At 41.4% G+C, this 15868-nt stretch carries 13 protein-coding genes; 4 read left to right on the forward strand and 9 right to left on the reverse strand.

Annotated features, from left to right (window positions below):
- Positions 1-115 precede the first annotated feature (115 nt).
- Positions 116-1747: a carbon starvation protein A gene (locus tag HUJ21_RS03220; protein WP_291367245.1), complete on the forward strand. Its 1632-nt coding sequence runs from the start codon at positions 116-118 to the stop codon at positions 1745-1747.
- A gap of 61 nt (positions 1748-1808) precedes the next feature.
- Here HUJ21_RS03220 and HUJ21_RS03225 read toward each other — a convergent pair whose 3' ends face one another.
- On the reverse strand, positions 1809-2384 hold the full coding sequence (locus tag HUJ21_RS03225; protein ID WP_291367247.1) for a porin family protein: 576 nt from the start codon (positions 2382-2384) through the stop codon (positions 1809-1811).
- A gap of 482 nt (positions 2385-2866) precedes the next feature.
- Between HUJ21_RS03225 and HUJ21_RS03230 the strand changes: the two genes are divergently transcribed.
- The gene (locus tag HUJ21_RS03230; protein WP_291367249.1) at positions 2867-3640 is read left to right on the forward strand and encodes a hypothetical protein; all 774 of its coding nucleotides are present in this window, start codon (positions 2867-2869) and stop codon (positions 3638-3640) included.
- A gap of 34 nt (positions 3641-3674) precedes the next feature.
- Here HUJ21_RS03230 and HUJ21_RS03235 read toward each other — a convergent pair whose 3' ends face one another.
- The 4 genes from HUJ21_RS03235 to carB all read right to left on the reverse strand — a co-directional run bounded on the left by HUJ21_RS03235 (position 3675) and on the right by carB (position 9085).
- Positions 3675-4748 (reverse strand): hypothetical protein, encoded by a 1074-nt coding sequence (locus HUJ21_RS03235; protein WP_291367251.1) that lies wholly within the window; start codon positions 4746-4748, stop codon positions 3675-3677.
- A gap of 440 nt (positions 4749-5188) precedes the next feature.
- Positions 5189-5728: a hypothetical protein gene (locus tag HUJ21_RS03240; protein ID WP_291367253.1), complete on the reverse strand. Its 540-nt coding sequence runs from the start codon at positions 5726-5728 to the stop codon at positions 5189-5191.
- An 86-nt stretch (positions 5729-5814) separates the two neighbouring features.
- Positions 5815-6069, reverse strand: coding sequence for a DUF4834 domain-containing protein (locus HUJ21_RS03245; RefSeq protein WP_291367255.1), 255 nt, complete (start codon positions 6067-6069; stop codon positions 5815-5817).
- A 196-nt stretch (positions 6070-6265) separates the two neighbouring features.
- Positions 6266-9085 carry a carbamoyl-phosphate synthase large subunit gene (gene carB, locus HUJ21_RS03250; protein ID WP_291367257.1) on the reverse strand — a complete coding sequence of 940 codons (2820 nt, stop codon included), beginning with the start codon at positions 9083-9085 and terminating at the stop codon, positions 6266-6268.
- Between the two features lie 270 nt (positions 9086-9355).
- Here carB and HUJ21_RS03255 point away from each other — a divergent pair, with 270 nt between their 5' ends.
- Positions 9356-9955 carry a DUF4202 domain-containing protein gene (locus HUJ21_RS03255; RefSeq protein ID WP_291367259.1) on the forward strand — a complete coding sequence of 200 codons (600 nt, stop codon included), beginning with the start codon at positions 9356-9358 and terminating at the stop codon, positions 9953-9955.
- An 8-nt stretch (positions 9956-9963) separates the two neighbouring features.
- Here the strand turns inward: HUJ21_RS03255 and HUJ21_RS03260 are convergent, their stop codons facing one another.
- The 4 genes from HUJ21_RS03260 to HUJ21_RS03275 form a co-directional block, all read right to left on the reverse strand.
- Positions 9964-10908 carry a TIM barrel protein gene (locus HUJ21_RS03260; protein ID WP_291367261.1) on the reverse strand — a complete coding sequence of 315 codons (945 nt, stop codon included), beginning with the start codon at positions 10906-10908 and terminating at the stop codon, positions 9964-9966.
- A gap of 84 nt (positions 10909-10992) precedes the next feature.
- On the reverse strand, positions 10993-11637 hold the full coding sequence (locus HUJ21_RS03265) for a YiiX/YebB-like N1pC/P60 family cysteine hydrolase (RefSeq protein WP_291367263.1): 645 nt from the start codon (positions 11635-11637) through the stop codon (positions 10993-10995).
- A gap of 120 nt (positions 11638-11757) precedes the next feature.
- Positions 11758-12045: a hypothetical protein gene (locus HUJ21_RS03270; protein WP_291367266.1), complete on the reverse strand. Its 288-nt coding sequence runs from the start codon at positions 12043-12045 to the stop codon at positions 11758-11760.
- Positions 12042-13745 carry a helix-hairpin-helix domain-containing protein gene (locus HUJ21_RS03275; protein ID WP_291367268.1) on the reverse strand — a complete coding sequence of 568 codons (1704 nt, stop codon included), beginning with the start codon at positions 13743-13745 and terminating at the stop codon, positions 12042-12044. The genes HUJ21_RS03270 and HUJ21_RS03275 overlap by 4 nt, the downstream gene beginning before the upstream one ends.
- A gap of 484 nt (positions 13746-14229) precedes the next feature.
- On the opposite strand from HUJ21_RS03275, the gene HUJ21_RS03280 reads away from it, so the two are divergent.
- A complete protein-coding gene (locus HUJ21_RS03280) occupies positions 14230-15819 on the forward strand; it encodes a transcriptional regulator (protein ID WP_291367270.1) in 1590 nt (529 codons plus the stop codon).
- Positions 15820-15868 lie beyond the last annotated feature (49 nt).

Raw genomic sequence — 15868 nt, forward strand, 5'->3', positions numbered from 1 at the left:
GCCCTTCGCTAAACTGCGAGGCTTATGCCTAAACCTGATATTTTTTTAAATTAGGGTTTATTTCTAATGAAATCAATTTTCTCATTATCTTTAAACATTAACTTAAGACCAGACCATGCAACTCACCTATTTATTTGTTTTTTCAGCCATCATTCTGACCGGGGCTTATTTCATTTATGGAAAATATGTTTTCAAAAAGTTTAAAATCAATAATGATAACCTCACCCCCTCACATCGGCTAAACGATGGCGTAGATTATGTGCCCAGCAAGCCGATTGTAGTGCTCGGACACCATTTTGCCTCCATCGCGGGTGCAGGTCCTATAGTTGGGCCTATCATAGCCATTACTTTTGGCTGGATACCTGCCGTTATATGGATTTTGATAGGGGGGATATTTTTCGGGGCAGTACATGACCTGGGAAGTATGGTGGCATCACTGAGAAATGATGGGAAATCCATAGGTGTTATCATTCAAAACAATATTGGTAAAAAGGGGAAAAGGTTGTTTATTTTATTCAGCTTTTCGACCCTGATCCTGATCATTGCCGTATTTGCAGATATTATTGCCAAAACCTTTATCAGCAACCCAGGTGTGGCTTCGGCTTCCATTTTGTTTATTGGGTTGGCTGTGGTGTTTGGGTTTGTTACCAAAATCACGGGACATAGGAAAAGTGCATTTTTAATAGCCACCATTATTGGTGTTGCGGTAATGTATTATTTTGTTTATCTGGGAATGCAAATTCCTTTCGTGTTGAACTATCAAACATGGGTTTATATACTGTTGATTTATGCATTTATTGCTTCCGTTACCCCTGTGTCTATGTTGCTGCAGCCCAGAGATTACCTGAATAGTTTTCTGTTGTACGGTTTGATTCTGGCAGCTATTGTAGGGGTCTTTGTGGCCAATCCTACCATAGTAATGGATACGGAAATTCATGTAACAGATGAAAACCTTGGCTATTTGTTTCCCGTGCTTTTCGTGACCATAGCATGTGGCGCCATAAGTGGTTTTCATTCCCTGGTAGCCTCAGGCACTACTTCCAAGCAAATTGACAAGGAAGGGGATGCCAAAATAGTTGGGTTTGGTGGCATGTTGATAGAATCATTTTTGGCCATTATTTCAGTGGGAGCCGTGGTTGTCCTGAGCAGGACGGATTATTTGTCCAGATTGGGGGAGGAAGGCCCTGTTCCTCTTTTCGCCGATGGATTGGGGAATATCATTTCAGCTATGGGGGTGTCCGAACCATTTGCCATAGGCTTTGTGGCATTAACCGTGTCTGCTTTTGCTTTGACCACACTGGATACCTGTACCAGACTGGCCAGGTTTACCCTTCAGGAATATTTTGAGGATGTGGAACAACCCATAGGAAAGAAATTATCCCAAAACAGGTATCTATCTACGAGTGTAGTGGTAGTGCTTTCTGTTTTGCTTTTGGGAAGTGGGGGGTTCACAACCCTATGGCCCATATTTGGATCTGCCAATCAACTCCTGGCTGCACTGGCATTGTTGACCATTTCCGTTTGGTTGATCAAGAAAAAAATCAACCCCACCTTTGTTACCATCCCCATGTTTTTCATGTTTACTGTCACCCTTAGTTCCCTGGGTTTGTTTGCCTGGCAGAATTTTCAGAAAGATGCTTATGTCCTTTCTATTATAGCGACCATTCTTTTTGTGCTTTCCTTTGCTTTGATCATTTTGGCCAGGAAAAGTCTGACAAAAGATGTGGAAGTCAGGAAAATGGCCTAAATAAAAGAAATCCACCTTAACATTGATTCAATGTTAAGGTGGACTTGGTCAGCTTAAATGATTAAAAGAGATTGAATCCCAGGGAAAGTATAAGTTGGTTTTGTCTTTGGTCGGTAGGGACCTGGCCAAAATTATTGACAGCGTTTGTCAGCCCTCCTTCATATTTTAAATCCATCAAAAAATTCCCAATATCCAGACCTACCCCTGCCTGATATCCAAAGGTAAATTCCTCCTTGGGGGGAATGATTTTTTGCCTTGTCCCATTGTCGGCAGTCATGTCTCCATTGATCAAATAACTGGCTACAGGTCCTGCCTGAATCCTGAAAAGCCCACCTAACTTCATCCCGACCATTAAAGGAACATCCAATCGGTCAAAATTGACATCATAATTGAAGGTGTTGTCAGAGAATGATCCGCCAGTATTGGTGTACAAAACTTCCGGTTGCAAGAAAATAACAGGCAAATTGATCCTGGCAAAGGCACCTACGTGATAACCCATTTTAGAATCTTCACCCTTAAACCCATCCATTACCTTAACGTCACCCTGAGAGACGCCAAATTTTGGACCGATAGATAAAACCTGGGCATTTAATTGTCCAAAGCCCAAAAGAAATAAAACTACAAATAATTTTTTCATGTGCTGGAGTTTAAAATGAAAACGTGAAACATTTACTTTTTAAACATTTTTTAACTTAAAATAGTATATTTTAATGTTGATTTTTTGTGGTCTATTTCTTTTGGTCCGGGTACATTGGGGAAAAATCATTTCTTTTTGAAAACCATGTACGGCTCTTAAAGGTTTTGCCGTTCCAAAAGACAGGTTTAATTTTGCCAGATGAAATCGACACGATTAAAAAAATCATTAAACACACAGGGCAATGATTATTTTAATCGTCAAAGATTCCCTGTCTGTCGACAGGCAGCCATGTGGCCTATTAAAAGCAAATTATAAACACATGAAATGTTCATCTTCTGGCCATATTTTTATTGTATGAAATCCAGCCCGCCTGGAGCTGACAGGCATGACGAAAGCGTCACATAGCGGGATGATTATCATGGCGATATTCTCCTGAAAGTAGAAACGAGTTATCTGATCATTAAAGATCAAATTATAAACAGATGAAATTTATACGAAATAAATTAATACTATTCGCTTTTTTGGCTATCCTTTTTCAGGGATGTGAAGAACCAATTAGAGAGGACCCTTTTGTAGGAATAGGAGCCTCCAGGTGGGATGTGGGCAAATCTGCTAATTTTTTACTTTCTGACGACCGGTTTACTGCCTTGGAATTGGAAATTGTATATATGGAGGGCTTCAAACCAACCAGTTTTATGGTTAGCGAGATGACGGATTTCCTTCAGGAGCTTACCTTGAAACCTGAAGGCATCCGGGTTACTGAAAGGGAGATACCAGCAGAGGGGGAGGAATTTTATACAACCGATAAAATTGCCGAATTGGAAAACCGCTACAGGGAGAGCTATAATGATGGCAATACGGTATCTGTATTTTTATTGGTGGTAGATGGGTTTTATATGCAAAATGAAGAGGAATACTTTACCATAGGGGCGGCTTACCGGAATACCAGTATGGTCCTTTTCGGGAGAAGAATCGCCGAAAATTCTGGTGGATTCAGAAAACCTGGCAGAGGAAACCTGGAGGCTACCGTTGCACTGCATGAATTGGGACACCTTTTAGGTTTGGTAAACATAGGTACTGAAATGGTTACGCCCCATGAAGATACTGATCAAGATCGGGAGTTCCATTGTGACAATGCGGATTGTTTGATGTATTGGGCTGTAGAAACCAGTAACGTACTCAATTTTATGCAGAATTCCGTGCCCGAACTGGATGAGAATTGCAGGAATGACCTTCGGGCCAATGGGGGGAGATAAAATTCCCGCCCTATCAATCAGGGCGGGAAAATGATTAAAATTCATTGAAAACCGGCGTTTCTTTTTTGACGATTCTCCAGGCCAGACCTACATTCAACAGGTAATCTGCAAATGCAGCATCCCCATGGCGGTAATTGTCAGGGGTGCTGGCCGCTATATCCGTCACACTTCTGGTTCGGTTGCGGTGCAATGCTACCGGCACATTGACGTTAATGGTGAAATTATTGATCATGTAACTGATACCTGGCTCGAAGGATATCACATACCCGGGCCTTCTAAAGCCTTCATTTCCTCCGATTAAGTCTCTTACAGGGATGCCCTCAATCCTTCCTCCAAGAGAAAGACCCAGGCCGTGTACAAACAGGGATTTGAAAACTCCTGCTCTTAAAGCGAACTGGTCTGGTACTGCCATTATCGACTCGTTGGATAAGATTGGACTTAATGTTTCACGAAAAGTTCTGGTCCCATTGGTTTCTCTGGGATTGATCAGGTAAAAACCATCGTAAAAAAAGACAAATTCCTTTCCCAGGAAACGCAATCCCTGCATATCGACGATTAGCCCGACTCCTCCATCCCCGGGCTGTATGGACTGATCCACGGGTCGACTTTCAGGCGCTCCTTCCGGACCGACATTGAAGAAAGTGCTACGGGCGTCATAATTCCCAGTGGGGAGTTTTAAATTGAGACCAAATGCCATATTGCCATTTTTGGCCCTATCCCCCTTAAATAGCCAGTAGCCCAACCCCAATCTCATGTCTGCTATTCCCTGAGAAAAACTAACGTGTCTTTCAGTCCGGCCATGCTCGTACAGAGAGCTCCTTTCATTGTAAACAAATGGAAGTGAAATCGCACCATATAATTGGTTATTGAAGGCATAGCTGATATTAAAATCCACGGCATGTGACCAGTTGATTACCTCTGTATGATTGGCTACCCTGTCAGGCTCCTCGTGTGTCCCCTTAAAATGCCTGAAAGACCTGAAATACCGGTAGTTGGTGACAAAATTCCAGTCACCCTTTTGAAGGAGCTCCCCCTGATTCAGGGCATTTCCCACTCCAGAAAATTGCCTTATGGCTACACATCCCTGGGCCTTGATGTGGTTTTCCATTATTATACTTGCTAGCAATACAAGTAATAAACTTTTTATGTATATATTTTTCATTGGTCGGGTATTTTCTTGATTGTTTTTGATTGGTTAATTGGCTTTCCTCTATTTTGTCCATCACTTACGGGGCCACTTCAAGCTTGATTTGAAAAGAAATTCTCCTTATATCTAACAGGTGTTGTTAGTATAGAGATTTCCTCCAAAAACTGAAAATTCATTTTTTACGCAAATTATCAGACCCTTTCAGGAACCAGTTTCCATGTCTGAAATTGTTTCAGGTGGAATGAAGCAATGCTTCCCCCATCAATATTGGGGTGGAGCCAAAATTGCATTCCTGATTATTGCAAGATGGTTGACCTTTGGTTTTTGTTGTTTATGGAAACAAGAGGAGGGAAATCACGAATTTTTTTTAAGGAAAAATTCGCGCAGGTTTCCCTGGTGCTTTAAACCAATCTGGGAGGTGGACTTGGAAAGGGGATCAGGGTTTCCAGCCAAAAACAGGTGAAAAAACTATTCCAATTCATCCTGTTGACTGATGGTTTTGAAAAGACAAATTGAAAAAGTGGTTTAATGTAATCTTTTAAGGAAGTTTGTGAAATGACCTGGTCATTTTGAGAGTCAGAACTGTTTTCAGGTAGGATTGTAAGGATCCATTGCTTGGTATTGATTTCCAATTTGATTTTGGCCATATCGGGAACATATACCAATTCAAAGGTGTCATCTTTAAAACGTTTTTGTATGGCCCTGTAGGCTTTACCGTCTTTGGTAAAAGGAATGTTGGTCAGCTGAAAACCTTCCTCATCAAAGGAATAGGGGAGTTTCATGGGGATTTTCATGACCTTCTTATTGGAGAAGTCTTCCTGATACACCCTTTCAGTCCAATCCTTTTCTATCTTGTATTGGTATACCTTGTGAAATACATGGTACCCAAAATGATAGACTATGAAACAAAATAACAGCGATATGGCAATAAAAGGCCTCATTTCTCAGAATATAGCCTAAATCTATAAAAATTTCCGGTAAAGAAATTGAGGAAGGATGAATATATTTTTTTTATTTCCCGAGACGGTTAGTCCTTAACTTCTTCATAGTCAATATAATCTCCTCCAGAAATATTTCCGGAAGTGCCTTTTTTGCCTTTCCCAGGTACAAAATCAACATTTACATTTCCATCTTTGGGTTTATTTTTTTTTCTGGCCTCTTCCCTTTGAGCTTCCTGAACCTGATCGGCAAACTTCTTTAGTTTGCTATTCAAAAAGTACCGTAGCAAACTTGAAAAGATCCAACCCAAAGCAATAAAGAAGATTATTATTTTTAAAATCATGATGACCAATTTTGAAAATGCACGAAATCCGACCAATAGTTAAACATCAACCTATTTTTTTAACGGATAATTCCTTTTTTCCATTCAATATTAAGGGAAAAATTATATAAAAACCAATCTGTAACCTGCAAAACAAAAAGGTAAAAAATAGCCCGGCCCTGTTTAAAAGGGCCGGGAATTGAAAATAAAACCAGGTTTACCTACTAAGGTAAAGATTTCTTTCAGCAAAGATTTTAAGAAAATAATCGTCCATTAAGTCATCAATAAAGTAAATAGCTTCTCCTGTAGATTTCATTTCAGGTCCCAATTCTTTATTGACATTGGGAAATTTGTGAAAAGAAAATACAGGTTCTTTAATGGCATAACCTTTTTTGACTGGCGCAAAATTGAAGTCTCTGACTTTCTTTTCTCCAAGCATCACTTTGGTGGCAAAATTGACATAGGGCTCCTGATACGCTTTACAGATAAAAGGCACAGTTCTGGAAGCTCTTGGGTTGGCTTCGATGATATAGACCTTATCGTTTTTGATGGCAAACTGAATGTTGATCAGTCCCTTGGTTTGCAGTGCAAGAGCGATTTTTTCAGTGTATGTCTCTATTTGGCGGATTACAAGGTCCCCCAGATTGTAAGGAGGTAGAACAGCATAGGAATCTCCTGAATGGATGCCTGCGGGCTCTATGTGTTGCATGATCCCGATGATATAAACATGCTCACCATCACAAATGGCATCTGCTTCAGCCTCTATGGCACCTTCCAGAAAGTGATCCAGTAGAATTTCATTGTTAGGAATGTCCCGAAGTACATCTACCACATGTTGTTCCAGTTCCTTCTCGTTGATTACGATTTTCATTCCCTGCCCGCCAAGTACATAGGAAGGCCTTACGAGAAGGGGAAAGCCTATGGTCTTACAGAGCTCCAGTGCCTCATCTGTACTGTGTATGGTGCCAAATTCAGGATAGGGAATGTCATTTTCTTTAAGTAAGTTGGAAAATCTACCCCTGTCTTCAGCCAGGTCCAGAGCCTTGAAGCTGGTTCCCAAAATAGGTATATTGTACTTATCCAGCTTTTCGGCCAATTTCAATGCCGTTTGACCACCCAGCTGCACAATTACTCCGATTGGGTTTTCATGCAGGATAATTTCATAAATGTGCTCCCAAAAGACGGGCTCAAAATAAAGTTTATCCGCAACGTCAAAATCAGTAGAAACCGTCTCGGGATTACAATTGATCATGATGGTCTCATATCCACATTCCTTCGCGGCTAAAACGCCATGTACACAGGAATAATCAAATTCAATACCCTGACCAACGCGGTTTGGGCCAGAGCCTAAAACCACCACTTTTTTCCTGTCAGATACCGGAGATTCATTTTCATCTCCAAAACTGGAATAGAAGTAGGGGGTTTTGGCCTCAAATTCGGCGGCACAGGTATCCACTAATTTGAATACCCTTTTAATTCCCATTTCATCTCTTCTTTTGTAAAATACCTCGCTTTCAAGGCATCCCAACAGATGGGCAATTTGTCGATCGGCATATCCCTTGTGTTTGGCTTTTTTCATCAGATCAAAACTGATGCTTTGAAGGGTTTCTTTTGCCAGGGTAATGTCCAAATGGACCAATTCTTCAATTTGTTTGAGGAACCATTTATCGATTTTGGTCAGGTCTTGTATGGTCCGGAATGAGATCCCCAATTTGAAGGCATCGTAAATATGAAACAACCTGTTCCAACTGGGGTTGGCCAGACTGTACAATATTTCATCCTGATTTTTGAGCTCTTTGCCATCTGCACCAAGTCCATTCCTCTTGATTTCAAGAGATTGACAGGCCTTTTGCAGGGCTTCCTGAAAATTCCTGCCAATCCCCATGACTTCTCCAACAGCCTTCATGGAAAGTCCGAGCTTCCGGTTGGAACCTTTAAATTTATCAAAGTTCCATCTTGGGATTTTGACGATTACATAATCTATGGCAGGCTCAAAATAGGCAGAGGTGTTGCCTGTGATACTGTTTTTCAGCTCGTCCAGGTTATAACCTACAGCTAGCTTGGCAGCAACCTTGGCAATAGGGTATCCGGTTGCCTTAGAAGCCAAAGCAGATGATCGGGATACCCTTGGGTTGATCTCTACACCAATAATGGTTTGGTTATCGGGGCTTACTGCAAATTGCACATTACATCCACCTGCAAAATTCCCTATGCCATTCATCATGCGGATGGCCATGTTTCTCATTTTTTGATAAACCGTATCGGGAAGCGTCATGGCCGGGGCTACTGTAATGGAGTCCCCTGTATGCACCCCCATGGGGTCAAAGTTCTCAATGGAACAGATGACGACCATATTGCCAATATTGTCACGCAGTACCTCAAGCTCATATTCCTTCCAGCCCAAAATGCTTTGTTCTACAAGTACCTCATGGGTAGGGGAGGCCTTTAATCCTGCACTCAGTGCCTCCTCGAAACTATCCGGCCCGTCTACAAAACCTCCGCCGGTTCCTCCCAATGTATAGGAAGGTCGAATAACCAACGGAAACCCAATTTCCTGTGCAATCTCTTTACCTTGCAAAAATGAAGTAGCTGTTCTCCCTATACAGACATTGATATCGAGTTTGCCCAACAGGGCTTTAAATTTTTCCCGGTTTTCTGCAGTGTCAATGGCATCAATGTCCACACCAATCATTCTGGTGTTGAATCTTTCCCAAATACCTGCTTTGTCACAATCAATGGCCAGGTTTAGAGCGGTCTGACCTCCCATAGTAGGCAGCACACAGTCTATGTCCGGATGCTCCTTTAAGATTTGTACAATGGATTTTTTTTCAAGTGGCAACAGATAAACATTGTCTGCCGTTACCGGATCGGTCATGATGGTGGCAGGATTTGAATTGATCAGGGTTACTATTATGCCTTCTTCCCTTAGGGATCTGGCAGCTTGTGATCCTGCATAGTCAAATTCACAGGCCTGTCCGATGATTATTGGGCCGCTTCCGATGATAAGAACATGTTTGATGCTACTGTCTTTTGGCATGCTGAGGTTTTTTCAAGTGGTTTACATTTGGCTAAATTGGTGCAAAATTAAACAAATTTCTTAAAGATGCACGGGAAAGTCCGATTTAACCTGCTCTTCAATGTTTAGGGGAGGGAGGAAAGCACCATACAGGATCCTGGGGCTCGGTTTTGAGCTTGAAAAATGGCTTGAATTCCGTAGCCCCATCCAGTGTTCGAAAACGTGAGTCAAGAGACGGGGTGCACTATTTCAATTTATTTTACTACATTTATTATGAAAACAACAAAAACTATGAGTAAAAGCACGGAAGCCAGGTTTAAAAAGACCCTTGAAGACTTTGATGCCATTAATAGAGAGGACCCCAATAAGGAATTGGTAAATGGACAATCCTTTCCCAAAGAACTGATATATGGTATCCGGATGTCTGAAATGTTGATGGAAACCTACCCGGATTCGGATGAATTACTTCGCCTGGCTGCCAGATGCCAGCACATCAAGCGATGGGCTATTCCCAGGGAGGATTACCCCATGGACAGAAAAGGATACCTGCTCTGGAGAACCAAGCTCAAGCAGTTCCATGGAGAAATGGCCGGGAAAATCATGGAGCAAAATGGTTATACCGAAGAGGATATAAAAAAAGTAGATGACTTGTTAAACAAAAGAAGGTTAAAAACCGACCCTGAAACACAGGCATTGGAGGATGTGATTTGCCTGGTTTTTTTGAAGTTTTATTTTAAGGAGTTTATCCATAAACATGAACATGAGGAACCAAAGCTTGTGGGAATACTCCAAAAAACCTGGAACAAAATGTCTGTTAAAGGGAAAGAAAAAGCTTTATCCATGCCGCATTCCCCGGAAGCAAAAACATTACTGAACAAAGCACTGAGCTAAATTGCGGCTCAGGACATCAGGGAAAGGCATACGTCAACATCTTTTTTAATGGCAGATAGGATGGTTGATTTTGACGCGGTGGGTTTGCTGTTTCCATGTTCTGCACCTCCCAGGTCGTATTCTACATGAAGGATTTTGGGAAGGTTTCCCTTGAAACCAGGATGGTCTTTAAGTAAGTTAAAATTGACATGCCCTTCACCCATGGGTACATTCACAGGTTTGTCGCCTTTTCCTTCCGGGTTTCCCCAGACAAAATCTTTCAGATCGAAACTTCGGATTTTATCAGCAATCAGCCGGTAGGCGTTTTCATGAGACTGATATCCTTCAACGGTAGCGTGTCGCAAGTCAAATTGAATTCCAATATGCTCGGGCTGAATACCATCCAGCAGGTGGTGGATTTCCCATACAGAGCCACCCACTCTTTTGCCGGCATGGTTTTGGTAATGACCATTAACGCCATGCTTTTCATGTAAATCAGCCAATTTTCGCATGGAAACATTCAGGGTCTTCAGTTCTTCAAGGATGTCTTTTGAAGTGAAGGAAAGGTATCCCATTCTATAATCCCTGATCCCTTCCCCTGCCAGCATCCTCAAAAACTCATCCATCTCATTCATTTGGTAGACATTCATGTCTGTGGTAAGGACCGGCCTGCTGAGTTTAAGGTTTTCACTGGCACTGACTATACCAGGTAACTTGCTCTTGATTTCATCTTTATCGAAAAAACCATTTTTCCGCACAGGCAGGTCAATCCCATCAAAACCCAAGGATTTAACAGTTTCCGGTATTTCGCCAAGCGGCAGCCATTGAAGGACTTTTGTAAAAAGATAAAGCGGGCCTGAAGTCGCAGCTTTATTATTTGTTAATGAAAACTGGTTGGAAGCAAGGATTTCTGGGCTTACAAACCCTGCTGCTGCTACAGACAATATTTTTTTAAATGAGGATCTTCGGTTCATACTGGGCTAGATTGAAAATTGTTTGCTCTTAGGTTCAAGTTAAGGTTTTAAAGAATTTACTCCAACATTTTCGAAAAATCTTACTTAAGGGGATTCTAAATTAGATATCATTTCGATTGCCGAATCCCGGGTCATGCCGCCCGGATTAAGTCCGGGCTCTCCCTCGGGAACAGGCAGGGATAAATCTTCAAAATGCTTTTTCCAAACAGGGAATACCTGTCCTGTTTCAGGATCATTATAGGTCATGGGCGGGGTTTGGAATATCCCTTTTCCCCTATTGGCTTTTTTAAAGGCCAAATGAATCAGTTCCGAACAATAATACGCATCATTTTCCATGTCAAATGCCATGTCATAAGGTTTGCCTATCAATGATTTGGCATGCTTTAGGGCTACAGGAATTAATTTTCTGTAGGGGCTTTTTAACCTGCCCACGTGCACGCTTGGATTTCCTGATGGTGTTGTGTGGCGGTATAAAAAGGTGTCCAGGGGAGTCAGACTTACTCCCTCCCGGATGGCCTCGATTACCATCCATTGACCTTTTTCTTTTAAAAGTAGCCCATTGTGAGAAAACTGCCGGCCCTCATAGGCAGTGGTGACTTTTCTGATGGCAGTACAAAAATCTCCGCAATCCCCATTTTGGAATAGGATATCTCCTTCTTTCCATTCAATATCCACGGAATTTTCCCCACAGCCAAGGACCAAAAAACAACAGATCAAGTAGATGGGCATGGTGAAATTTTTTTTTTCATGTGTTTATAATTTGCTTTTAATAGGCCACATGGAATCTTTGACGTTTAAAATAATCATTGCCCTGTGTGTTTAATGATGATTTTAATCGTGTCGATTTCATCACACCAAAATAAAGAACAGCAAGGCCACTGCAAGTACCAAAACCATTTTTTTAGCCTTTTCTTTTTGTATTTCACCTATGTTCCGTCTCCTTAATACAAGTACAGATAAACTTAGTCCAAACAATTGTAAAGCCAGACCAAGTCCAGTAAAAAGGTTGTTATAAGCGATTACATTCCATTGCATGGCAATTACAACCAAGGGGACCATGCAACAGACTATACCGGCTAACCCAAAAAGAAAGGATTTTTGAAGCAGGCTATCTACGTTCATTTCTTTCCAGTTCATTGGATTTTTCTTTTTCGGTTTTCAAAATATTGAGACAGCTCCTCCGTGGTTTTTGTGTTCAGTGTCATGGTTTTTGTAAGGCCTCCTTTTCTACCTGTGATCACCCCATATTTCATATCGGCAACCCCTTTTTTCTCATGTGCATCTGGGTTTATGGACAGCATTACTCCCTTTTCCATGGCATACCTCACCCAACGCCAGTCCAGGTCCAGTCGCCAGGGGTTGGCATTGATTTCAATCACTACTTCGTGTTCGGCACAGGCATCAATCACAGCCCGATGATCAATGGGGTAACCTTCCCGGCGAAGCAATAGCCTCCCGGTGGGGTGTCCCAGGATGGTCGTATATGGATTTTGAATCGCCTTTACCAGTCTGGCAGTGGCTTTTTTTATATCCATGTTCAGGCCCGAGTGGATGGAAGCCACGATATAGTCAAACGAAGCCAGTACATCAGGAGAATAATCCAGGTTCCCATCGATAAGAATATCACTTTCGATTCCCTTGAAAATGCGGAAGGGGGCAAGGGTTTCATTGATAGTATCAATCTCCTTATGTTGCTGTAAAATTCTATCTTCATCCAGGCCGTTCGCATAGAATGCAGATTTGCTGTGGTCTGCAATTCCCAGATAGCCATAACCCGCTTCCTTGCAGAATTCGGCCATTTCCATCAAGCTATGCCTGCCATCACTGTAGGTAGAATGATTATGAAGGGGGCCTGTAAGGTCATTTTCGGTCAATAATTCACCAATAGAATGAGACTTTATCCAATCAAGCTCCCCGTTTCCTTCCCGCAAGGAAGGGGGGATATACGGAAAACCCGCCTTCTCATAGGCATCCTCCTCGGTAGCATAGCTTGATTGGTAAAAATGTTGCCCAAGGGAATGACCATCCTCCACCGGAGTCAGCAAATGTTCCGGACTGGAAGTCTTAAGCAATTTTTGCCGCAGAAAGTTTGCCTTTTCGGTCAAAAAAATGGTCACAGGTATGTTATCTTCCTTCCAATGCCCGTGCCACCTGTAGGGGCTTGACAATAGGGGCTCCTCCGCCAATCCCTCAAAGGCAGCGATTTTTTTTAATGCAGATTCCATCTGATCCGTTCCAATCAGGAATGAAATACCATCCACGATTTCAGACATCCTTCCATAGGGGCCTACTGCCGCAACCCATTCCTTGTCCGCAATCTTTTCCATTAATTTTTGCAGGTCTTCAGCAATGGCCTCTATATCCGCATATAACCATTTGCCCTTATTCGAAGCCTTATATTCTAATGCCTGAATGATGCTTTCCTGAGTTTTTTCGCCAAAACCTTTGATTTTTGCCACCTGTCCGGACTGGCAGGCTTCCATGAGTTCATGGGTGGAGGTGATTTCCAGCTCTTTCCAAAGAATTTTGATTTTTTTGGGACCCAGTCCCTTGATTTCCATTATTTCAAGGATGCCATTGGGAGTTTCTTTCAGGAGTTTTTCTAATTGAGGGTGGGTGCCGGATTGCCGGATGCTCTCAATGGTTTCTGCAAGGCTTTTTCCAATCCCGGGAAATTCCTGAAGTTGGTTCGTGTCAAGGTCAGCTAAAGGTTTGCCTTCTCGCTCAATACTATTGATGGCCGATTGGTAGCCCCTTATTTTAAAAGCATTTTCTTCATGCAACTCCATGAGCTGCATGGTCTGTTTTAAAACACTTACAATTTTTTTGTTATCCAAGGTAGGTTACGATCTTGTGAATACACGACAAATGTCCATAATATTTGTTTTAAAATAAAATCATTCGCCTTATCTTATGCAGGCAATGCGCAAACTTAGAATAATCCCCGGAAAAGATAAAATAGGTAAAGATTGGTATTCAATTGGTAAAAAAAAGGAAAGAGGTCAGGCTGGAAAGAGGAATGCCGGGGGGAATTTACTTAATCAAATGAATTTAGCCACTTGAAATATTGTTTGTCCTGATAAGATGGGGAATATCGGCTCAAAATCGTCGCAAATTTTCCGGTCTTCCTTTTCAGGTCAGGATGGAATTAATGGACTGTTGTGGAAAACACCAATTATCGGTTTCGGTATTCCCGTTGGTCGATTATTTTCCCCTAAATTATTCAAGGGTTATTTCCTGGTAATGGGAAATAGTCTGTTGAGGCATTGCTGGCCTTTCCCTATAAATCGGTATAAAAAAAATCATTAAAACGCTCCAAATATGATTAACAAAACCTTGGTATTGTCTTTGGCCCTATTCTTCTTTTTCGTTGCTGCTTTCAGTCAGGTTCAATTTACCCAAAGAATGGAGGTTGAAACCAAATGGTCAGAGGACGATTTCTTTGTGCTGCCAAGGGAGCAGGGAATGGTAGCATTTAGGATGAAGTCTGAAACTGCTTATGGTACAAAAAATATTTTTGAATACCTGACGTCTGACTTCCAGCTAGAAGGTGATTCTGCCAGGGAAATTGAGTTGGAGGATTTTTATGAATTGTTGGGTTTTGATTTGGATGAGGATTTTCTTTATGTTTTGTTCAATAAGGGTTCCCAGTATAATCCTGAAAAAGCCATTTTTGAAATTAATCTAAAAAATCATGCGGTGAATAAAATGTTGCTCACCAGTATTTTGGAAATGGAGCTTCAGGATTTTTTGGTATTCAATAAAAAAGCCGTTTTCATGGGTAAGTATGATTTCAGGCCGGTGATACAGATTTTGGATATTCCCAGTAAGGAGGTGGTCACAGTTCCCGGTCTTTTTGAAAAGGATGCTAAAATTTTACAGATGAGAAAAGACCCTGACCTCAACGTATTTGATGTGGTAGTGAGCAGACGGGATTTTTACAAGAAAAAAATTGTATCCATTCTCACTTTCGACACCAATGGCAACAAATTGAGAGAAGTCAAAATAGATGATCTTAAGGATCCTTCTATGGAAATAGTTGAAGGGTTACTTACATCCTCCTATAACTACAAGCAGGCCCTTATTGGCCCATATGGCCTAAGAAGGAAGGAAGCTTATCAGGGCTTGTATTTTTCCAAAATCAATCAGTTTGGGGAATATGAAAACAAGTTTTATTCTGTTTCTGATTTTGAAAATTTTTATAATTATTTACCAGAAAAGACCAGGGAAAGGAGGTTGAGAAAAGTTGAAAGAAGACTCAACCGGGGAAAAAATATCCCCATCAGTAATGTAGTGGTGACCAGGGAAATCAATGCTTCAAATGGGTATTATTTGATTTACAACGATCATTTCATTTCTTCAACTTCCCGGTATGTACCCAGGGATGGCATGTATGCCAGTAACTTTTATCGTTTAAACCCCATGATGGGTGGCTACGGAGGCATGTACAACCCATTGTGGATGGATCCCAGATTCAGAAGCAACCAGGTAACAAATCAGTACAAATATTTGGCAGCACAATTCATTTTATTGGATGAGGATGGAAACATCATTTGGGACAATTCCCTAAACCTGGACAATGCCAGTAAAAGTCAGCCGGTTAAGTTTGGTGAAATGAGTTTTAGTGGGGATAACCTCTTTTACATGTATTTGGATGAAACGGAAATCCTCCTCAGCCAAATAAAAAGAGGGGAAGTCGTCATGGAGAATGAACCCTTTGAAATAGAACTCATCAATGAGAATGAAAGGATTGCTGATACCAGAGAAGACAGTCTTCAACTGCTTTGGTGGTATGACAACTATTATTTATTGAGCGGAAAGCAGCGGATCCGCTATCAGGACAAGGATGGAAAAGCAACAAGCAGGGAGGTTAATTTTTTCACTAAAATAAAAGTCGATGATTTCATTTAGGTCGGTTTTGCCCAAACAAATTATTTATATATTTGCCTCAAAGTTAAAT

Origin of the sequence: Cyclobacterium sp., from assembly GCF_014762705.1 — a bacterium.
Lineage (GTDB): Bacteria > Bacteroidota > Bacteroidia > Cytophagales > Cyclobacteriaceae > Cyclobacterium.